This is a genomic window from Pseudomonas citri (assembly GCF_025336485.1).
Classification (GTDB): Bacteria; Pseudomonadota; Gammaproteobacteria; order Pseudomonadales; family Pseudomonadaceae; genus Aquipseudomonas; species Aquipseudomonas citri.
The window spans coordinates 74,663-94,284 of record NZ_JAODAB010000008.1 but is presented as its reverse complement, the minus strand read 5'-3'; the positions used below and the strand labels follow the sequence as shown (position 1 = coordinate 94,284).

18 protein-coding genes and 1 pseudogene are annotated in these 19,622 nt (G+C 64.0%); 4 read left to right on the top strand and 15 right to left on the bottom strand.

The annotated features are described in order from the left end of the window. The 3 genes from N4Q37_RS11740 to N4Q37_RS11730 are packed head-to-tail and all read right to left on the bottom strand — an operon-like array spanning position 1 to position 6,382. On the bottom strand, positions 1–4,569 hold the full coding sequence (locus N4Q37_RS11740) for an alpha-2-macroglobulin family protein (protein ID WP_260958288.1): 4,569 nt from the start codon (positions 4,567–4,569) through the stop codon (positions 1–3). Continuing rightward, entirely contained in the window at positions 4,566–5,249 is a 684-nt protein-coding gene (locus N4Q37_RS11735) for a DUF1175 domain-containing protein (protein ID WP_260958112.1), read from the bottom strand. The genes N4Q37_RS11740 and N4Q37_RS11735 overlap by 4 nt, the downstream gene beginning before the upstream one ends. Then, positions 5,246–6,382: a DUF2138 domain-containing protein gene (locus N4Q37_RS11730; RefSeq protein ID WP_260958111.1), complete on the bottom strand. Its 1,137-nt coding sequence runs from the start codon at positions 6,380–6,382 to the stop codon at positions 5,246–5,248. Before N4Q37_RS11730 ends, N4Q37_RS11735 begins: the two co-directional genes overlap by 4 nt. Here N4Q37_RS11730 and N4Q37_RS11725 point away from each other — a divergent pair. After that, positions 6,368–6,474, top strand: a pseudogene (locus N4Q37_RS11725). The gene N4Q37_RS11730 and the pseudogene N4Q37_RS11725 overlap by 15 nt on opposite strands. A gap of 516 nt (positions 6,475–6,990) precedes the next feature. On the opposite strand, the gene N4Q37_RS11720 reads toward N4Q37_RS11725, so the two are convergent. Further along, positions 6,991–7,779, bottom strand: a complete 789-nt coding sequence (locus tag N4Q37_RS11720; RefSeq protein WP_260958110.1) for a YfaP family protein — start codon at positions 7,777–7,779, stop codon at positions 6,991–6,993. A gap of 511 nt (positions 7,780–8,290) precedes the next feature. Here N4Q37_RS11720 and N4Q37_RS11715 point away from each other — a divergent pair. The 3 genes from N4Q37_RS11715 (at position 8,291) to dxs (ending at position 11,429) form a co-directional block, all read left to right on the top strand. After that, positions 8,291–8,533 (top strand): exodeoxyribonuclease VII small subunit, encoded by a 243-nt coding sequence (locus N4Q37_RS11715; protein WP_003185917.1) that lies wholly within the window; start codon positions 8,291–8,293, stop codon positions 8,531–8,533. Then, on the top strand, positions 8,530–9,417 hold the full coding sequence (gene ispA, locus N4Q37_RS11710; RefSeq protein WP_260958109.1) for a (2E,6E)-farnesyl diphosphate synthase: 888 nt from the start codon (positions 8,530–8,532) through the stop codon (positions 9,415–9,417). Before N4Q37_RS11715 ends, ispA begins: the two co-directional genes overlap by 4 nt. A 113-nt stretch (positions 9,418–9,530) precedes the next feature. After that, positions 9,531–11,429: a 1-deoxy-D-xylulose-5-phosphate synthase gene (gene dxs, locus N4Q37_RS11705; protein WP_260958108.1), complete on the top strand. Its 1,899-nt coding sequence runs from the start codon at positions 9,531–9,533 to the stop codon at positions 11,427–11,429. A gap of 151 nt (positions 11,430–11,580) precedes the next feature. Here dxs and N4Q37_RS11700 read toward each other — a convergent pair whose 3' ends face one another. The 11 genes from N4Q37_RS11700 to nrdR all read right to left on the bottom strand — a co-directional run bounded on the left by N4Q37_RS11700 (position 11,581) and on the right by nrdR (position 19,526). Then, entirely contained in the window at positions 11,581–12,000 is a 420-nt protein-coding gene (locus tag N4Q37_RS11700) for an MFS transporter (protein ID WP_260958107.1), read from the bottom strand. Beyond that, positions 11,997–12,614, bottom strand: a complete 618-nt coding sequence (gene ribA / locus N4Q37_RS11695) for a GTP cyclohydrolase II (RefSeq protein ID WP_260958106.1) — start codon at positions 12,612–12,614, stop codon at positions 11,997–11,999. The genes N4Q37_RS11700 and ribA overlap by 4 nt, the downstream gene beginning before the upstream one ends. 109 nt (positions 12,615–12,723) lie before the next feature. Continuing rightward, positions 12,724–13,482, bottom strand: coding sequence for a substrate-binding periplasmic protein (locus tag N4Q37_RS11690; RefSeq protein WP_260958105.1), 759 nt, complete (start codon positions 13,480–13,482; stop codon positions 12,724–12,726). An 11-nt stretch (positions 13,483–13,493) separates the two neighbouring features. Next, the gene (locus N4Q37_RS11685) at positions 13,494–13,997 is read right to left on the bottom strand and encodes a phosphatidylglycerophosphatase A family protein (RefSeq protein ID WP_260958104.1); all 504 of its coding nucleotides are present in this window, start codon (positions 13,995–13,997) and stop codon (positions 13,494–13,496) included. Continuing rightward, entirely contained in the window at positions 13,994–14,959 is a 966-nt protein-coding gene (thiL, locus tag N4Q37_RS11680; protein WP_260958103.1) for a thiamine-phosphate kinase, read from the bottom strand. The genes N4Q37_RS11685 and thiL overlap by 4 nt, the downstream gene beginning before the upstream one ends. 23 nt (positions 14,960–14,982) lie before the next feature. After that, on the bottom strand, positions 14,983–15,483 hold the full coding sequence (gene nusB / locus N4Q37_RS11675; protein WP_260958101.1) for a transcription antitermination factor NusB: 501 nt from the start codon (positions 15,481–15,483) through the stop codon (positions 14,983–14,985). Beyond that, positions 15,480–15,956 carry a 6,7-dimethyl-8-ribityllumazine synthase gene (gene ribH / locus N4Q37_RS11670; RefSeq protein WP_022641271.1) on the bottom strand — a complete coding sequence of 159 codons (477 nt, stop codon included), beginning with the start codon at positions 15,954–15,956 and terminating at the stop codon, positions 15,480–15,482. The genes nusB and ribH overlap by 4 nt, the downstream gene beginning before the upstream one ends. 155 nt (positions 15,957–16,111) lie before the next feature. Further along, the gene (ribBA, locus tag N4Q37_RS11665; protein WP_260958097.1) at positions 16,112–17,203 is read right to left on the bottom strand and encodes a bifunctional 3,4-dihydroxy-2-butanone-4-phosphate synthase/GTP cyclohydrolase II; all 1,092 of its coding nucleotides are present in this window, start codon (positions 17,201–17,203) and stop codon (positions 16,112–16,114) included. Positions 17,204–17,219: 16 nt separating this feature from the next. Further along, a complete protein-coding gene (locus tag N4Q37_RS11660; protein ID WP_260958095.1) occupies positions 17,220–17,885 on the bottom strand; it encodes a riboflavin synthase in 666 nt (221 codons plus the stop codon). A 46-nt stretch (positions 17,886–17,931) separates the two neighbouring features. Continuing rightward, entirely contained in the window at positions 17,932–19,065 is a 1,134-nt protein-coding gene (gene ribD / locus N4Q37_RS11655; RefSeq protein WP_260958094.1) for a bifunctional diaminohydroxyphosphoribosylaminopyrimidine deaminase/5-amino-6-(5-phosphoribosylamino)uracil reductase RibD, read from the bottom strand. Beyond that, on the bottom strand, positions 19,062–19,526 hold the full coding sequence (gene nrdR, locus N4Q37_RS11650) for a transcriptional regulator NrdR (RefSeq protein WP_260958092.1): 465 nt from the start codon (positions 19,524–19,526) through the stop codon (positions 19,062–19,064). The genes ribD and nrdR overlap by 4 nt, the downstream gene beginning before the upstream one ends. Between the last annotated feature and the right edge of the window lie 96 nt (positions 19,527–19,622).

Here is a 19,622-nt window from a genome sequence, read left to right as displayed (position 1 = left end):
TCAGTTGACCGTGATCTGACCAAGCGCCGGCTTCTGTTCCTGGGCCTGATGCTGTGGCGCGTAGACCTGGGTGAAGCGCACCGGTGGCAGGTTGAACTGGCCTTTCTGGGAGAAGCGCACCAGGTGACGCAGGCGCAGCTCGCCGCTGAGGGCATCCACCGGCACCGCATAGGCCATCTGGCCCGGCTCGAAGCGCGCCCTTTCCAGGGACGTCGGTTCGCTGTCGGCCTTGCCCTGCAGCTGGATGCCCCAGGTGGTGCGTTCCACGTCGGCGCCCGGCGGCAACGGCACTTCCAGCATGCCGTAGCGCAGCGGCGTCGGCGCCTTGCTGTTGATGATCACTTCATCCAGGTACAGGCTGTCGCTGGACAACGGTTTGTTGCCCACGGCTTCAAGCTTGAAGGTGAAGGCCTCGTCACCCGGCACCAGCCGCGACAGACGACGGGTGATGGACACAGCCATCGGCGTCACGGGCGGTTGCTGGCTGCGGAAACTCAGCGCCGCTTGCAGCGGACGCTCCTGGGCACCGCTGAGGGTCAGCATCGTCGGCAACTGCGCCCCTTGCCATTGCCAGTAGGTTTCGCCGCTGGCGCCTTGCTTGGCTTTCCAACCTTCACCCGGCGCCAGGGCCACGGCCGGCGCGGCCTGTTCAATGCTGCGTTGCAGCCAGGTCAGGGCCAGGGCCCGCTCCAGGGTGGACTGTTGCGGCAGCACACGCTCCAGCAGCGCCGTGGCGCGCGCTTGGTCAAAGGTTTGCAACGACAGCACCAAGGCCTCGGCGAACGGCTGCGAGCTGGCCTCCAGTTGCTGTTGCGCAGCGTCCAGTTGACGGCTGAAGGCCGCCGGCAGCGGCACCTTCGCCTGTTTCGCCAGGGAAGCCGTCAGGACACGGGCACTGGCCAGGCCAAGGGCCGAATCCGGCGCGTTCATGACCAGGCTGTCTTCGCCGCCGTCGGTCACGCTCTCGCTGCTGTCTTCGCTGGCCTTCGCCAGGTCATCCATCAGGCCGCTGAGCAAGGTGTTCACCGGCAGTTGCATTTGTTTAGCGAACGACAGGATCAGTGCCCGTTGCAGCAACGGCGTATCGCCGGCCTGCTTGGCGTAGACCTCCAGCACCCGCTGCCAGTGTTCCGGCGGCAGGTTCACGTCCAGGACCTTGCTGGCGTGCCAGTCGGCGTAATAGGCGTACGCGGTGAGGAAGGCATCCGGCTCACCGTCCTGGCCCCACCAGGTGAAGCTCGCCGACGGACCGGCCATCTGCACCAGGCGCAAGCGACTGTTCTGCATGATCAGGCGCAGGCGGTCGCGTACTTGCGGGTTCGACGCCAGGGTCGGGTAGGCAATGCTCAGTGGCAGCAATTGGCTGGCGGTCTGCTCGACGCCACCGTACGGATAGCCCAGCAGGTCATCCAATGCCGAACGGAACAGCGCTTGCGGGCTGTCGTCCAGGCGCAGGCGCACGTCGCTGGCGTCAGCCGGCAGGCTCAGCGGGGTGTCGCCGCTCGCCACGTCGAGGCGTTGGTTCTGGGTAACTAGCCAACCATTGCCGCTGGCACTCAGGTTCACCGCCAGGGTGTCCTGGGTTTCGCCGTTCAATTGCAACTGCACGCTCAGGTCGCCACTGCTCAAGGCCACGGCCGGCAGCGCCACGTAGTTGATGCCGTTCTTCAGGTCCGCCACCACGCGTTGCTCGGCACCAGCGTAACGGATCACGAGTTCGGCCTTCAGCGGTTTTTCCGACTGGCTGAAGGCGAACAGCCCCAGTTGCGGCTTGTCGCCAGTACGGAAGCGGGTCGGGCCGCTCCACTTCAGGTACAGCGGTTTTTCCGAGGCGATGAATTGCTTCTTCTGGCCGACCTGGCCGTCGTCGGAAATCGCCCGGGCGGTGATGCGCCAGCGGGTCAGGGAGTCCGGCATCTTGAAGGTGAAACGGACCTTGCCGCTGGCGTCGGTGACCAGCTCCGGCTGCCAGGCGGCGGTGTCGACGTCTTCGCGACGCGGCCGCTCCAGCACCTTGACGCCCCGCTCGCTGCGGTTGGCCTTGCCCGGCGCACCAGGGCTGCCCGGCAGCGCCACGTCGTAGCTGATGAACGACAGGCTGGCACTGGTGCGCACGTTGTTGCGGCGCGGGTGATAGAAGAACTGGTCGATGGTCGGCGCTACTTCCGGTTGCAGGGCGTAGACCATTTCGTCCACCACGCTGACCGTCAGGTGCGCCGGGACCGCCTTGCCGGCGAACTGGGTGCTCAGGTCCACGGTCACCGTGTCGCCCGGTCGATAAGTAGGTTTATCCGTGACGATGCCCACGTCGATCTGTGGCGTGATCACCTTGATACCCGCGTTCTGGAAGCTGTACTGGCCGCCCTTGGTGTACAGCACCGAGAAGGTCAGGTTCGGCGCGAAGTTGTCTTTCACCGGAATGCGCGCGCGGTACTGGGTGTCGCTGAGTTTCTCCATCTTCAGCCAGTCGCCGCCCTTGGACAGCAGCGCCGTGGCCTCGACCTTGTCGCGCTCGAGCGACAGCAGCGCATCGCTGACCGGTTCCGGGAACGTCAACAGCGCCAGGGCTTCGTCGCCGGCCTTGTATTGCGGCTTGTCGAGCACGATTTCTACGGTGCCCGGCACGGCCTTGACGCCTTCACCGGTCACGGCGTGCGCGGCGGCGCCGATGACCCGGCCGTGGTCGTCCTTGAGCGTCAGGTTGTAGGTGCCGGGGCGGTCGAAGGTCAGGCTGAAGCCCTTGTCCTTGGCGGCCAGCTTGCCTTCGCCGGTGCTCTGGTCTTCCAGGCGCACCCAGGCGTAGCTGCCCGGCGCCACGGCCTTGGCTTGCTCGTTGCCGCCTTCATTGACGTAGCTGAACGCCACTTTCTGGCCGACGGCGCTGAAGCGCTGGGGCGCGCTCAGGCGGAAATTCGCCGCGCCACGGTCGATGAGGATTTCCTTGGTGGTCTTGACCCGATACGCCGCGCCATCGCTGGCAAACACGGTAAGCGTGTAGCGGCTCGGCTTGTCGGCGGCCGGCAGGTCGAGGGTCGCGTTGCCCTTGTCATCGGTGGTCACTTCGCTGCTGGTCAGTTCCACCGGGAATTGCCCCAGGTATTGCAGCTCGTTGTCCACCATCGACAGTTGCTGGGCGCGCAGGCTCAGGCTGACGGTGGCGTTGACCACCGGCTTGCCGTCCGGGTACAGCAACACCAGGTTGCCCTTGACCGGCTCACCCGTGCGGTAATCCTGCTTGGCCAGGTTCAGGGCGATTTCGAAGTGCGGCTTGATGTATTCGGCCACGCGGAAAGCGCTGCTGTAGAGCTGGTCCTTGTAGCTGAAGCGCAGTTCATAGCCACCGGCCACGGCGTTTTCCGGCAGTTGGAAACGACCTTGGGTGCCGGCCTTGGAGTCCAGTTTCAGCGCCAGGGTTTGCAGGGCGGTGCCGGTGGCGTCCAGCACGCTGACGTTGACGTCGGCGGCGGCCGGTTGCACCGAGTCACGGGCATTCTTGAACTCACGGCCGACGATTTTCAGCGAGACCCAATCCCCCGGCCGGTACAGCGGCCGATCGGTGAAGGCATAGAGCTTGGTGTCGTAGATTTCGCTGTCGTAGTAGAAGTTCTCGGAGACGAATACGCCGCCCTCCTCGTCTTCGCCAATGACGAACGAACGCTCCGGACTGACGTGCTTGAGGCGCAACAGGCCGTCGTCATCGGTGGCACCGCTGCTCATTACGCCCAGGCCGTCGGTCCACAGCACGTTGACCTTGGGCACCGAACGCCCTTCATGCTTGCGTGCGGCCCAGACCAGCAGCTCGTCGCCGGCGATCTTGCTCACCGCCACGGTGTTGGAGACGAAGACCATGGTGGTGGCGCGGTACTTGCCGATCAGCGCTTCCACCAGGTACAGGCCTGGCTTCAGCTTGCCCAGCGGCACATAGACGTTGCCCGGCGCGACCGTGACGAACTCGCTGGACGAACCGGCCAGGTCGACGCCCGCCGGCGGCTGGATCGGCTTGGCTTGCCACAGCGGATAACGGAACTGGCTGACCACCGGCAGGCCCGGGATCAGGGCGAATTGCGCTGGCGCGTCGTACGGGGTCGGGGCGACCAGGGCGTCGCCGACCTTCAGTTCCGGCACCTCTTCGGTGACTTGCTGGCGCGACTCGTAGGAGAACGCCCGCTGCATCACTCGACGGGACTTGCGGTACCAGTTGTCCCACAGATACGCGAGGGTGTTCGACAGGCCTTCGCCCTTGAACTGGCCGTCGCTGACCACGCGGTGCAGGTTCTTCTGGCGCTTGAGGAAGTCCAGGGGTTTTTCGATGCGATAGACGCGGATATCGGCGCCGCCGTAGGGCTCCATGCGGAAGCGACGATAGTCACGGCCCGGCGCTTCGAGGCGAACCATGGCTTGCTCGTCGCTGGCGAAACTGCTGTCGGCCAGCAGGAAAAAGCTTTCACCGGACACCGGCGTATAGCCGCTGGGCTCCACCGTGTCTTCGGCATTGACGACGGGTGCCAGCAACAGGGCAAACAGCAGGGGTAGTTTTGAACACAAGCGCAGCATGCGGGCACCGGTCATTGGGAGAGAAAGTTGAGTCGATAGACGCCGATGAAGTTGGGGTTGGCTGCGTCGGGTATCCATCGGGTGTCCTTCCAGTTCATGAGTTGTTGCAGGCTTGCGGAACGCATGCCGTTGTCGGTAGGGGTGGTGGTGCCGGTGTGATAGGCGATGTAGCGGCCCATCCAGATCATCAGGTGCTGGTCGTCGCCCTGGTCGAAGAACATCAGGTCACCGGGACGGGCCTGGGCCACGTCGCGGCCCACCAGGCGACTGTTGAATTGGATCAGCTTGATGGCGTTGACGTAGGGCCCGACCTTGCCGCCGCCCTGCTGCCATTGCTGGGCCAGCCGCCGCTGGGCGTCACTGAGTTCAAGCTCCGGCGGCAGGTAGCGGTTGGACAGGCCATTGCTGCGCAGCCACTTATCGTTGTGGACCTTCAGCGCCTCGTTGGCGGCGAACCGCACCAAGCCGGCGCAGTCCTGCTGATACCAGCGCGGGCTCGGGCCTTTGGTCAGTTGCTCCTCGGCGATGCGCACGAACCAGGCACGAAACACCTGGGATTGCTGCACATCCAGCGGCGGCGTCTCGACGGAAGGCTGCGCCGCGACGGAAAGCGGCGTCTCGACGGCCAGTGCCGGCCCGCCCCACAACAGAGCCAGCAACAGTGCCCATCCGGGGTTGCGGATCAGTCCTGTCACAGCGCTTTCCATTCCAGTGGCAGCCACTGCCAGTGCCCGTCCGGCTCGCTGCCGGCAGGCAACGTCAGGGCGTACTTGCCATAGCCGCCGAGGGTGCGCAGTTTCGGGATCAGGTAGGTTTGCGCGGCGTTGTAGAACACCGGTTCCATGTCCTGGGGCAGGCTGTCGAGGGTTTCGCGCTGCATCAGCTGCGCCATGGCATCGGGGCCGAAATAGATCGGCATCAGCACATCCTTGGGCACTACGTCAGCCATGGGCGGGAAGCGCTTGTCGAGGGTGCCGAGGGCCTTGTCCACCAGTTTGTCGTCGAGGGAGAACAGCAGGGTCGAACCGTGGCGCACCAGGCTGACGCGCAGGAAGGCCTTGCCGGTGATGGCGTCCGGTTGCAGCGACTCCTTGGCCAGGTAAGGGCCGAAATTGGAGCTCACCTGGCGCTGCCATTGGTGCATCGCGCCTTCCTGCTTCTCGACGACCGGGAACACGTGCTCGGCGGCATTGTTCTCATAGGCGCCCACCATCGAGCCGAACAACTTGCCCAGGTCGGCGTCGAGCTTACCGTCGTCTTCGTTCAGGCTCGCCACCAGCAGCGGTGTGTACAGCCGCGAATCGGCGTACCAGCACAGGCCCGCAGCGCCGGCAACATGGTCGACCATGGCCTGGGCGGCTTTTTCGTCGGCGCCGAGTTTCACCAGCAGCGGCTTCTGCGGTTCCGCGGCCAATGGCAAGGCAACGCAGGCACTGGCGCCCATGGGCATGGCTTGCCAGATCGGCTTGAAGTCGAAGTCCGGTTGGTTCTCCAGCTCGTCCATAGCCAGGAAGCTGTGCCAGCCCTTGTCGTCCATGTCGAAGCGCAACCCGGCGAAGTTCGGGATGAAACGCTGGTAACCCATGGCCAGCACGTTGGCATTGACCGAAATGCGTTGCTTGACCTCCGGCGCCTTGGGCGGCAGGCCGAAGGCTTCGGGGAACAGTTTGTCGCCGTTGAGCAAGGCGGCCAGGGCGGTCGTCGACACGCTGCCGCGCTCATCCGACGGGCCGTTGGCCGGGTCATAGAGTTTCGCCGGGTTGGACAACACCACCAGTTTGTCGCCGTGGGAGGCGAAGACCAGGGATTTGCTGGCGTTGTAGCTCAACTGGTAGAGCGCGACTTCATCACCGGCGACTTTCAGGTCGCTGAGCTTGCTCAGTTGCGTATCGTCCAGCGCGACTTTCGCCAGCGGTTCCAGCACCTTGGCCAGACCGCCGCGATCCATCACCAGCAGGAAGTCCTTGAGACGACCGTCGGCACCGCGCCACAGCGCGACATCGGCCGGCTGGTCGAACAGCTCCTCGATCAGGCTGTCCTGCAGCTTGAGGTCATGCTCGTAGATGATCCGGCGCAGGCTGCCCATCAACCCGAGGCGGTCGGCGTGGGTTTCGTAATAAAAGACGAAGTCTTCGGTGAGCGTGGCCTTGAGGAACGGCACGGCCAACAGGTCCTTGGGCAACTGGCTCAGGGAATGGGCTTCGAGCAGGCCGTCGGGCCGGCTCAGGCCGAGCTTCTCCAGCGCCAACGCCGTGGGCGGGGCCTTGGGCTTGGTCATGAACCAGCCCAACCCGGCGGCCACACCGGCCGCCAGGCACAGCCCGATCAGCAGAGCCGGCCAGCGGCGCGCAGGTTTAGCGACAGGTGTCGGCGTGGTCGGGGAAGCAGTGTTGTCGCTCATATTCACAAGGGCCTGTTCATCCGTGGAGCGGATACTTAGTAGTTGAAAGTCTTGACCAGCAACAGATCGCCAATGGCACGCAGGGGCACGACAAAGGTTTCGCGTTTTTCATCGACGGTGTTTTCGTTGAGCACCAGGTTGATCTGCGAGGTGATCACCTCGTTGTCGTTGCTGGTCTCGTCAAAGTTGTAGCCACCGCTGCCGTAGTTGCCCCAGTAGTTCACGTAGACCAGGTAGGTGCCGTGCATCGGCGCGGTCATGGTGAACATTTCGGGACCGGGGCCGTCGACGCCATCCGGGTCGAGGCCACCGCCGTTGCTCAGCGCGGGCTGGCCGAAGAACGCATGCTGGCCGTCGGGCGTAATGATGTGCAGGTCCAGCTCGGCCTTGGGGTCATCCCAGCCCAGCACCACGCGGATCTGCGCGGGGGTGCGCAGGTTGTTGGCTTCATAGAATTGCACGCGCTTGAGGGACTGGCCTTCGGAGCTGCGCACCTCGACGCTGTTGGAGCCGGCGCCGAACGCATACGGCCGGGCGAACCGCCCCTCGTCGTCGGTATAAAGATTGAGAGGGTTGCCGTTGACCGCCAGGCTGTGGGGCGGCCGTGCCGTGCCCATGGCCTTGAGGCGGCCTTCGATCATTGTGCGATTGCGCTGTACGCCACGGTCGATCGGTGGCGTGGGATAGGCGACCTGCGGGTTTTCCGTGCGATCGAGCAGGCCACTGTAGCGCCAACCACCGACCGGCTCCGACAGTTCGGCCGCGGGCTCGGCCCACACCCACGGTGCGGCCACCAGCGCGATCAGCAATGAAAGAAAACGCATGTATGCCTCCTGCCATGCACAACGCAACCTGGCGCCCTTCCCCGGCGCATTTTTTGTCATTTATCAGGTTTCGTCTGAGAGCCCGCCATATGGGGGCTGTAGATGGCGCGAAGGTTAGCGATTCGGCCAATTATTAACAATCGGGGAACGCGTGATTCTGTGTGGGAAATCACGTACTGAGGGTTACATGAGCCGAATACGAGAAGCTGTACAGATTCCGAGCTGTTTCCCCTGCGCCCCGCCCCGCACAAAACCGTGGCGAGGGAACTTGCTCCCGTTGGACTGCGCAGCAGTCCCATCAAAGCTGGACGCATTTCGCCTGACATGCCATGGGACCGGCTTGGGGTCGCTGCGCGCCCCAACGGGAGCAAGCTCCCTCGTCACAAGAGCCAGCACTTCGCTCCCCCGTCCTGGCCCATCCGCCCCACTTTGATCCAGCCCCCCTGATTTGCCCCAACCCCCCATGTCTGCTAGTGTCGCGCCGGTTTAACAAGCAACCGGAATAGCCGCCATGGCCCGCAAAAAAGCTGCACTGGATTTCGAACAATCTCTGGCAGACCTGCAAACGCTGGTCGAGCGACTGGAGAACGGCGAATTGTCGCTGGAAGACTCGCTGACCGCTTTCGAACAGGGCATCGGCTTGACTCGCGACTGCCAGGCGGCGCTGGCCCAGGCCGAACAGAAGGTGCAATTGCTGCTCGAGCGCGATGGTGAGCTGACCGAAGAACCTTTCGACGCGGAACAGCCTGAATGATCGGCGCGTATCAGGCCAGCAGCCAGGCCCGGGTCAATGCTGCACTGGAACGCCTGTTCACCGCCCCGAGCCCAGAGCTGGCGCGGCTGTACGAAGCCATGCGCTACAGCGTGATGAACGGTGGCAAGCGCGTGCGCCCCTTATTGGCCTACGCTGCGTGCGAAGCCCTGGGCGGTGCGGCCGAGCAGGCCAATGGCGCGGCCTGTGCCCTGGAGCTGATCCACGCGTATTCGCTGGTGCATGACGATCTGCCAGCCATGGACGACGACGACCTGCGCCGCGGCCAGCCCACCACCCACAAGCAATTCGACGAAGCCTGCGCCATTCTCGCCGGTGACGGTTTGCAGAGCCTGGCGTTCAGCGCCCTGCTCGACCCGAGCTTGAGTGATTGCCCGGCGCAGACGCGCCTGGAGATGGTCAGCACCTTGGCGCTGGCGGCAGGCCCGGCGGGGATGGTGGGCGGACAGGCCATCGACCTGGGTTCGGTCGGCCTGAAGCTGGACCAGGGTGCGCTGGAATACATGCACCGGCACAAGACCGGTGCGCTGATCGAGGCGAGCGTCAAGCTCGGCGCCCTGGCCAGCGGCCACGCCACCCCCGAACAACTGCAAGCCCTGCAAACCTATGCCCGGGCCATCGGCCTGGCGTTCCAGGTGCAGGACGACATCCTCGACGTCGAAAGCGATACCCAGACCTTGGGCAAGCGCCAGGGCGCCGACATCGCGCGCGACAAACCGACCTACCCGGCTCTGCTCGGCCTCGATGCAGCCAAGGCCTACGCCCTGGAACTGCGCGACCAGGCCCTGGACGCGCTGCGACCGTTTGACGCGTCGGCCGAGCCGTTGCGCGAGCTGGCGCGCTATATCGTCGAACGACGCAGCTGATACGGGGTCAACCCTTCAGGCTGCGTATCGGCCAAGTTCCGGCCTACGCGTGGGCAGCTTGCGATGCATAAGGTAAACTGCCGCCTCTTTCTATACCTATAACGATTCGCCTGATGCCCACGACGTTTCAAGAGATTCCCCGCAAACGCCCGACCACGCCCCTGCTGGACCGCGCCAACACGCCGGACGGCCTGCGTCGGCTAGGTGAAGCCGAGCTGGAAACCCTGGCCGATGAGTTGCGCCTGGAACTGCTCTACACGGTCGGCCAGACCGGTGGGCACTTCGGCGCGGGCCTGGGCGTCATCGAGCTGACGATCGCCTTGCATTACGTGTTCGACACCCCGGACGACCGGCTGGTGTGGGACGTCGGGCACCAGGCCTACCCGCACAAGATCCTCACCGGGCGCCGCAGCCGCATGGGCTCGCTGCGCCAGAAGGACGGCATCGCCGCGTTCCCACGGCGTTCCGAAAGTGAATACGACACCTTTGGCGTCGGTCACTCCAGCACGTCCATCAGCGCCGCCCTGGGCATGGCGATCGCCGCCCGCCTGCAAAACAGCGAGCGCAAGGCCATTGCCGTGATCGGCGACGGTGCACTAACGGCGGGCATGGCCTTCGAAGCGCTGAACCACGCGCCGGAAGTCGACGCCAACATGCTGGTGATCCTCAACGACAACGACATGTCGATCTCGCGCAACGTCGGCGGGCTGTCCAACTACCTGGCGAAGATCCTTTCCAGCCGCACCTACGCCAGCATGCGCGAAGGCAGCAAGAAGGTCTTGTCGCGCCTGCCCGGCGCCTGGGAAATCGCCCGCCGCACCGAAGAATATGCCAAGGGCATGCTGGTGCCCGGCACGCTGTTCGAAGAGCTGGGCTGGAACTACATTGGCCCGATCGACGGCCACGACCTGCCCACGCTGATTGCCACGCTGCGCAACATGCGCGACCTGAAGGGGCCGCAGTTCCTGCACGTGGTCACCAAGAAAGGCAAAGGCTTCGCCCCGGCGGAAGTCGACCCGATCGGCTACCACGCCATCACCAAGCTCGAACCGCTGGACGCCCCGGCCGCCACGCCGAAAAAGGCCGGCGGACCGAAGTATTCCGGTGTGTTCGGCCAGTGGTTGTGCGACATGGCTGCCGCTGACCCGCGCCTGGTGGGTATCACCCCGGCGATGAAGGAAGGCTCGGACCTGGTGGCCTTCAGCGAACGCTACCCGCAGCGCTATTTCGACGTGGCGATCGCCGAGCAGCATGCCGTGACCCTCGCCGCAGGCATGGCCTGCGAAGGGGCGAAACCGGTGGTGGCGATCTATTCGACCTTCCTGCAACGCGCCTACGACCAGTTGATCCACGACGTCGCGGTACAGAACCTCGACGTGCTGTTCGCCATCGACCGCGCCGGCCTGGTGGGCGAAGACGGCCCGACCCACGCGGGTAGCTTCGACCTGTCGTTCCTGCGCTGCATCCCCGGCATGCTGGTGATGACTCCGAGCGATGAAAACGAGCTGCGCAAGATGCTCACCACCGGTCACCGGTTCAACGGCCCGGCAGCGGTGCGCTATCCGCGCGGCACCGGCCCGAATGCGACGATCACGACCGATCTCGAACCGATCGAGATCGGCAAGGGCGTGATCCGCCGCCAGGGCAAGCAAACCGCCCTGCTGGTGTTCGGTGTGCAACTGGCCGAAGCCATGAAAGTCGCGCAGACCCTGGACGCCACCGTGGTGGACATGCGTTTCGTCAAGCCATTGGACGAAGCCCTGATGCGCGAGATGGCCGACAGCCACGACTTGCTGGTGACCATCGAGGAAAACGCCATCATGGGCGGCGCCGGCGCGGCAGTCAGCGAGTTCCTGGCCCGGGAAAACATCCTCAAGTCCGTGCTGCACCTGGGCTTGCCGGACATCTACGTCGAACATGCCAAGCCTGCGCAAATGCTGGCCGAGTGCGGGTTGGACGAGGTCGGGATCGAAGCGGCGGTGCGCCAGCGCCTGCAACTGCTGGGCCTCTGACTTTTCAAACCCCACAGAACCTAGTGGGGCCAAGCTTGCTCGCGATGACGGTGGGTCAGTTGGCGGTGATGTTGACTGTGCCGCCGTCATCGCGAGCAAGCTTGGCCCCCACTGTTTCCGAGCTATTCACCGATCTGGCGTTACCCGCTCATCAACCAAGCTGACGCGGAATGCGATACAGGTAGAACAGCACCGCGCTGGACAACGCCAGCAGCATCAGCGGCACCGCTTCCAACCCCACGAAGACGGCAAGGGCACCGATCCAGGCCGGCAACCCGGCCACCAGGAAGGCTGCGCGGCGACGGGCCGCCAGGGTGATCCAGGCCTGGGGTTCTTCGGGCGTATCGAGGGCTTTCTGGGTCGCGATCAAGGCCTGTTTATAGGACCCGAAGAAGCGCAGGCTGACAAACATCGATGCCATGCCGGCGATGAACAGCGGCATCGCCAGTACCGGCAGGATCGCTTCGCCCTGGCCGAACACCAGGTTGATCACGAACAGCGGCAGCAACGCCAGCGCGAGGTATTTCCACCAGGCGACGGACAGCCGTCGCCGGACCTGACCGCGCGTCACGCCCGGTCAACCTCGCCCTGGTGCTCATTGCCCATCATGTGGTCGAGCTTGCTGGCCTTGGTCGCCAGGTAGAGCTTGTTGTGAGGGTTATGGCCGGTGTGCAGCGGCACGCGCTCGGCCACTTCGATGCCCATGTCGGTCAGCGCCTTGACCTTGCGGGGGTTGTTGGTCATCAACCGCAACGATTTCACGCCCAGGTGTTCAAGCATCGGCAGGCAGATGCTGTAGTCGCGCAGGTCGGCGGCAAAACCGAGGCGCTCGTTGGCTTCCACGGTATCGGCGCCGCCGTCTTGCAGTTCATAGGCGCGGATCTTGTTCAGCAGGCCGATGCCGCGACCTTCCTGGCGCAAGTACAGCAGCACGCCACGCCCCTCACGGGCGATGGCCTGCAGCGCGGCCTCGAGTTGCGAACCGCAATCGCAGCGCTGGCTGAACAGGGCATCCCCCGTCAGGCATTCGGAGTGCAGGCGACCGAGTACCGGGGCGCCATCGGCGAAATCACCCAGGCTCAGCACGACGTGCTCGCGGCCGGTGGCTTCATCGAGAAAACCATGCATGGTGAATTGCGCAAAGGGCGTTGGCAGCTTGGAAGCGGCAACAAAAACGACAGGCACCGGTGTGCTCCTGATCTAGTACTGGAGATTCGCAGAGAGGCGCATTGTAACAGCACGCTCGAAAGGACGCTCAGGCTGAATTGTCGGCCATAACCATCGAAAAGTTCGATTACGGCTTCGGCGGGTTGCCGTTTTCATCGAAGGGATAGGGTTGTTTCCAGCGCTCGAAAATCGGCTTCAGCCGGCCGCTCTTCACCAGCACCTCCATGCGCTGGTCGAACAACGCACGCAGGGCACGCCCGTTCTCGTTGTTGGAAAAACCCAGGTACAGCGGCAGGTTGATCAGTGGCGAGACCTTGAATTGCTGGGGATTATCGGCCTTGGCGAGCACTTCCTGGACTTCCATCAAGGCATCGATGTAGTAGTCGGCGCGATCATGGGTCAGCATCGGCAAGATACCCACGGCGCGGTGAATTTCATTGAAGCGACGGATATTGGGCAGGTAGTTGTTGTACTCATACCCTCGCATCCACACCAATCGGTAGTTGCCGACCGTCGTCAGCGTAGGCGACGGTTTGGAGGCCAGCCCCAGGGCATAGATGTGATCGACGTCGTAATGCCAGTGCGGGTAAAGCAGGCCTTCGGTCTCGTCACGGTAGGCGCCGACCTGGGCGTCCATCTCCCCACGCTGTACCAGGCCGATCGAGCGGGTGTAGGGTACGCTACGGGTTTCCAGCTTGACCCCGGCAGGCTCGAAGACTTCGCGCAGGATGTCCCAGGCCATGCCCTGGCCATCAGCCTGGGTGTAATTCGCCCACTCCTCGCTGGCTGTGCGAATCTTGCCGGGGAGCGGCGTCGATGGGTCCGCCCCTACCCCCAGGCAGGTCCCCAGACACAGCAACAGCAGTAGTGCGCGGCTTACGCCCATGCCTGACTCCTTCAGGTGAAAAACCACACCAATCCTTGCATTGCCAGCCAGGCGAAGACCCCGGCCAGTACATCATCGAGCATAATGCCGACACCTCCGTGCACATGCCGGTCGACCCAGCGGATCGGCCAGGGCTTGAGGATATCGAAGAAGCGGAACATCAGGAAACCCGCCAACAGCCAGTACCAGCCTTCCGGCACCAGCCACAGGGTGATCCACATGCCCACCATTTCGTCCCAGACGATGCCCTCATGGTCATGGACCCGCAGGTCGTCCGCCACTTTGCCGCACAGCCAGAAGCCGAATAGCATGGTGATGCCCAGCATCAGCCAATAGCCCCAATCCGGCAACATCTGCCACAACGGTATGAAGGGTAGCGCAACCAGCGAACCCCAAGTGCCCGGTGCCTTGGGCAACGTCCCCGAACCAAAGCCGAACGCCATGAAATGCCAGGGATTACGCCAGACCGAGGGCGGAACGAATTGTGCCGGGACCTGGTTGGGATGATCTGTCACGGTGTCTCCCGAAAATGTTGATAGCCCCGTGTTTGCGGGGTGATGTCGCGCCCTGAACGGTCGACCAGCATGACGCCCTGCCCTTCGGTGACACGACCTATCACATGGATCGGCAAGCCTTCGGCCTGCAGCTGCGACAATCGGACCGGCGGAACGGTAAATAGCAGCACGTAGTCGTCGCCGCCGCTCAGGGCGGCCGGCTCAGCGTCCCGGCGCCCGAAAAAGGCCACTAAAGCCTTGGACAACGGCAACCGCTCCTGCTCAACCTGCAAGGCCACGCCAGAGGCCTGGGCGATGTGCCCGCAGTCGGCCAACAGGCCATCGGAAATGTCCATCGCCGCACTCGCCCTGCCCCGCAAGGCGAGACCCAGTTCGATTTGCGGCCGTGGGGACCAATAATGCGCCAGCAGCGGCTCGGCGACAGCCGGTTCAGCGTGACGCTGGCCGAGCACCAACGGCAATGCGCCAGCGGCATTGCCCAGCTCGCCCCCGACGCAGAGCACATCGCCAGGCCGAGCACCGCCCCGCGTCAGGGCCTGGCCGGAGGGCAAGCGGCCGAACACGGTCATGGTCAGGCTCAACGGGCCGCGGGTGGTATCCCCACCCACCAGCGCCACACCGCAAGCCTGGGCCATCTGGTTCAAACCGCGGGCATAGGCCTGCAGCCAATCGGTGGTCACCGCCGGCAAGGTCAGGGCAAGGGTAAAGGCAAGCGGTTGCGCGCCCATGGCGGCCAGGTCGCTGACCGCCACGGCCAGCGAGCGCTGGCCGAGCAGGAACGGGTCGCAAGGGTCTGGAAAATGCACGCCGGCCACGAGCGTGTCGGTGGACACGGCCAGTTGCTCCCCAGGGGGAATCGCCAGCAGCGCACAGTCATCGCCGATGCCGAGCGCAACGCCTTCGCCGCCCTGCGCGCATGGCGCGGCGGCGAAGTAGTTACGAATCAGCTCGAATTCGCCCATAGTCGCCGCGCCGCAAGCGCCGATCAGCGCTTGAACGCCTTCACTTCAGCTTCACGCAGGCGTGGGGCCAGTTTGTCGAGTACACCGTTGACGAACTTGTGGCCGTCGGTGGAACCGAAGACTTTCGCCAGTTCGATCCCTTCGTTGATCACCACGCGGTACGGTACGTCGACACGCTTGAGCAATTCCCAGGTGGACAGGCGCAGGACCGCCAGTTCAACCGGATCCAGCTCTTCGATGGTCAGGTCCAGGCATGGTGCGAGCGCGGTGTCGATTTCGTTCTTGAACTGCGGGACCCCGTGCAGGATCTCGCGGAAATAGGCGCCGTCTACATCGGTAAAATCGTTGTCGACCCGAAACTGCGCTTCGATCTCGTTCAGCGACTGCCTGGCCATGTGCCATTGATACAGCGCCTGGGTCGCGAGCTGACGGGCTTCACGACGCTTGGCGCTTTTCGAAGGCTTGCCGGCAGCGGCAGGCTTGGGATCGCGCGGGTTGAAACGATCGCTTTCGTCGCTAATCACTTGGCCTCCAACTGCGCCAGCAGGCTGACCATTTCCAGGGCGGACAGGGCAGCTTCGGCACCTTTGTTACCGGCCTTGGTGCCGGAACGTTCGATGGCTTGCTCGATGGAATCAACGGTCAGCACGCCGAAAGCGACTGGCACGCCGAACTCCATGGACACCTGGGCCAGGCCCTTGGTGCATTCGCCGGCCACGTATTCGAAGTGCGGAGTACCGCCACGAATGACCGCCCCCAGGGCGATGATCGCCGCATATTCGCCTTTTTGGGCGACTTTCTGCGTAACCAGCGGAATTTCGAAGGCGCCAGGAGCACGGATAATGGTGATGTCGCTTTCGCTCACGCCATGGCGAACCAGGGCATCGACCGCACCGCTCACCAGGCTCTCGACCACGAAACTGTTGAAACGGCCCACTACCAGAGCGTAGCGGCCTTTAGGGGCGATGAAGGTACCTTCGATGGTCTTCAGGGTCATTCGTCAGATCTCTTAAAGAGCCAGAGCGCGTTCTTTACGCGCTCTTTCAGTGATTTTAGCCACGAATACAGGGCCGAAAATCCGTCATGTTGTTCACTCGCCACAATGGACCTAACAATCCTTAAGTGAACAACAGGACCGGAATCCGCGGGCCATTATTCGGAGGGCACGTATTCTACAACTTCCAGATCGAAACCGGATATCGCGTTGAATTTCATCGGCGCGCTCATCAGGCGCATTTTACGCACGCCCAGGTCCCGAAGGATCTGCGAACCGGCGCCGACGATGCTGTAGGTGGTCGGTTTTTTCACCGCCGCCTGATCGCCGGTTTCGCGGATGTGCGCCAGCAACACATCGCCATCGAGCGGGTGGCCGAGCAGCAGCACGACACCGCTGCCCGCCTCGGCCACCGCGGCCATGGCGGCCCGCAGGCTCCAACGGCCGGGTTGCTTGACCATCAGCAGGTCGCGCAGAGGGTCCATGTTGTGCACGCGCACCAGGGTCGGTTCTTCGGCGCACACGGTGCCCAGGGTCAGCGCCATGTGCACGTCGCCTTCCACCGAATCGCGGTAGGTCACCAGGTTGAACTGGCCCAGTTCGCTGTCCAACGGCTGCTCGGCAATCCGCTGAACGGTACGTTCGTGGATCATCCGGTAGTGGATCAGGTCGGCAATGGTGCCGATCTTGATGTTGTGTTCGGCGGCGAAAGCTTCCAGTTCCGCACGACGGGACATGGTGCCGTCGTCGTTCATCACTTCGCAGATCACCCCGCTGGGCTCGAAACCGGCCATGCGCGCCAGGTCGCAAGCCGCTTCGGTGTGCCCGGCGCGGGCCAGGGTGCCGCCGGCCTGGGCCATCAGCGGGAAGATATGACCGGGGCTGACGATGTCTTCGGCCTTGGCGTCTTTCGCGGCAGCCGCCTGCACGGTGCGGGCGCGGTCGGCGGCGGAGATGCCGGTGGTCACGCCCTCGGCGGCCTCGATGGAGACGGTGAACTTGGTACCGAAGCCGGAACCGTTGCGCGGCGCCATCAGCGGCAGCCTCAGCAGTTCGCAGCGTTCGCGGCTCATCGGCATGCAGATCAGGCCGCGGGCGTGCTTGGCCATGAAGTTGATGTGTTCGGCCTTGCAGCATTCGGCGGCCATGATCAGGTCGCCTTCGTTCTCGCGGTCTTCGTCATCCATGAGGATGACCATCTTGCCTTGGCGGATGTCTTCAACCAGTTCTTCGATGCTATTGAGCGCCACGCGGCACCCCCTTGGGTCAGGATTTGAGGTAGCCGTTGGCGGCCAGGAAACTTTCAGTGATGTTACCGACGGATGCGGGCTCTGCAGCCTTGTCACCGAGCAGCAGGCGCTCCAGGTAACGGGCCAGCAGGTCGACTTCCAGGTTGACCCGGCGACCGGGCCGGTACGAAGCCATGATGGTTTCGCTCAACGTATGGGGAATGATTGTCAGCAGGAACTCGGCGCCATCCACCGCATTGACCGTCAGGCTGGTGCCGTCGACGGTGATCGAGCCTTTATGGGCGATGTACTTGGCCAACTCTTTCGGCGCGCGAATGCGAAATTCCACGGCCCGGGCGTTGTCGGTGCGCGAAACCACTTCGCCGACGCCGTCCACATGGCCGCTGACCAGATGCCCACCCAGGCGCGTCGTTGGGGTCAAGGCTTTTTCCAGGTTGACCGGGCTGCCGCTCTTGAGGTCGTTCATGGCCGTGCAGTCGAGGGTTTCGCGGCTGACGTCCGCCAGGAAACCGTTGCCCGGTAACTCGACGGCGGTCAGGCAGACGCCGTTCACCGCGATGCTGTCGCCCAGCTTGACGTCGCTCAGGTCGAGCTTGCCGGTTTCGACATGGACCCGCACATCACCGCCCTTGGGGGTCAATGCACGGATACTGCCGATGGATTCGATGATGCCGGTAAACATGGAGTCCTCCTCGAGAACAGGCCGCCGCTTGAGCGAAGGCCGGGAATTATACGCTCGCCTGCGGAGCGGGGACGGCGATGACTCGCCAGTCATCGCCCACGGCGCGAATTTCGGCGATTTTCAGCGCCGGGGCGTCTTTCATCTGCGCCAGCGGCCAATCCAGCAACGGTCGCGCCGAAGAGCCGAGGAACTTGCCGGCCATGAAAATCTGGAACTCGTCCACCAGCCCTTGCCGGGCGAAAGCCCCGGCCAGGCGCGGCCCCGCCTCCACCAGCACTTCATTGACACCACGGGCGGCCAATTCCACCAGCAGGCGATGCAGGTCGACCTGGCCGTCATCGCCTGGTACGAGCATGCACTCAGGACCGTTGGCGTACTGTTCTTCCACCGCCATGCAGGTGGCGACCAGCGCCGGACCGGCCTTGAAGAACGGTGCGTCGAGCGGCACTCGCAAGCGACCGTCCACCAGCACCCGCAGCGGCGGACGACTCATGACCTGCGCGGTTTGCTCGGCATCCAGCCCAAGCTCGTCGGCGCGCACGGTCAGCCGGGCGTTGTCCGCCAGCACCGTATCGGCGCCGGTCAGTACGACGCTGGCCTGGGCGCGTAGGCGTTGCACCGCCGAACGCGCGGCGGCGCCGGTGATCCACTGGCTTTCGCCGCTTTCCATGGCGGTGCGGCCGTCCAGGCTCATGGCAAGCTTGACCCGCACGAACGGCAGGCCGTGTTCCATGCGCTTGAGAAAACCTTCATTGAGCTTGCGCGCCTCGCCCTCCAGCACGCCGCTCTCGGTGGCGATGCCGGCCTGGGCCAGCCGCTGCAAGCCGCGCCCGGCCACTTCCGGGTTGGGGTCCTGCATCGCCGCCACCACCCGCGCCACGCCGGCATTGACCAGCGCATCGGCGCAAGGCGGCGTGCGTCCGTGGTGGCTGCAAGGTTCGAGGGTCACATACGCCGTGGCGCCCCGGGCGTTTTCGCCGGCGGCGCGCAACGCGTGGACTTCGGCATGAGGCTCGCCGGCGCGGATGTGCCAGCCTTCGCCGACGATCTGCCCGTCACGCACGATCACGCAACCGACCCGGGGATTGGGGTGGGTGGTGTAGTGACCGCGCCGCGCCAGTTCCAGAGCACGGGCCATGTACTGGGCGTCGAGGATGGCTTGCTGCGCCGCGGTGGTCATTCTTTCACCGGTTCGCGGGCCAGGCGGTCGATTTCCTCGCGGAACTCATCCAGGTCCTGGAAGCGCCGGTACACTGAAGCGAAACGGATGTAGGCGACTTCATCGAGCTTCTGCAGCTCGGCCATCACCAGTTCGCCGACCACCAGGGATTTGACCTCGCGCTCACCGGTCGCCCGCAGCTTGTGCTTGATGTGCACCAGCGCCGCTTCCAGGCGCTCGACGCTCACCGGACGTTTTTCCAAGGCGCGCTGCATGCCGGCGCGCAGTTTTTCTTCATCGAACGGCTGGCGGCTGCCGTCGGTTTTGATCAGGCGCGGCAACACCAGTTCAGCGGTCTCGAACGTCGTGAAACGTTCGCCGCAGGCCAGGCATTCGCGCCGGCGGCGGACCTGTTCGCCCTCGGCGACCAGTCGCGAGTCGATGACTTTGGTGTCGTTGGCACCGCAGAAGGGACAGTGCATGGTGGCAGGCAACAAAAAAAGGGAAGGCCATGGTAGCGCATCCCACTGGCAAGACAAGCCATAGGGTTTACGGTATACAGACGGGCTTACCGTCAG

Excerpts from the sequence above, each read along its gene's own strand:
- N4Q37_RS11715 (WP_003185917.1), top strand. The coding sequence starts at position 8,291 with ATGGCCCGCAAAAAAGCTGCACTGGATTTCGAACAATCTCTGGCAGAC.
- ispA (WP_260958109.1), top strand. The coding sequence starts at position 8,530 with ATGATCGGCGCGTATCAGGCCAGCAGCCAGGCCCGGGTCAATGCTGCA.
- dxs (WP_260958108.1), top strand. The coding sequence starts at position 9,531 with ATGCCCACGACGTTTCAAGAGATTCCCCGCAAACGCCCGACCACGCCC.
- N4Q37_RS11720 (WP_260958110.1), bottom strand. The coding sequence starts at position 7,779 with ATGCGTTTTCTTTCATTGCTGATCGCGCTGGTGGCCGCACCGTGGGTG.
- ribH (WP_022641271.1), bottom strand. The coding sequence starts at position 15,956 with ATGACCCTGAAGACCATCGAAGGTACCTTCATCGCCCCTAAAGGCCGC.
- N4Q37_RS11660 (WP_260958095.1), bottom strand. The coding sequence starts at position 17,885 with ATGTTTACCGGCATCATCGAATCCATCGGCAGTATCCGTGCATTGACC.
- N4Q37_RS11740 (WP_260958288.1), bottom strand. The coding sequence starts at position 4,569 with ATGACCGGTGCCCGCATGCTGCGCTTGTGTTCAAAACTACCCCTGCTG.
- nrdR (WP_260958092.1), bottom strand. The coding sequence starts at position 19,526 with ATGCACTGTCCCTTCTGCGGTGCCAACGACACCAAAGTCATCGACTCG.
- N4Q37_RS11690 (WP_260958105.1), bottom strand. The coding sequence starts at position 13,482 with ATGGGCGTAAGCCGCGCACTACTGCTGTTGCTGTGTCTGGGGACCTGC.
- thiL (WP_260958103.1), bottom strand. The coding sequence starts at position 14,959 with ATGGGCGAATTCGAGCTGATTCGTAACTACTTCGCCGCCGCGCCATGC.
- ribD (WP_260958094.1), bottom strand. The coding sequence starts at position 19,065 with ATGACCACCGCGGCGCAGCAAGCCATCCTCGACGCCCAGTACATGGCC.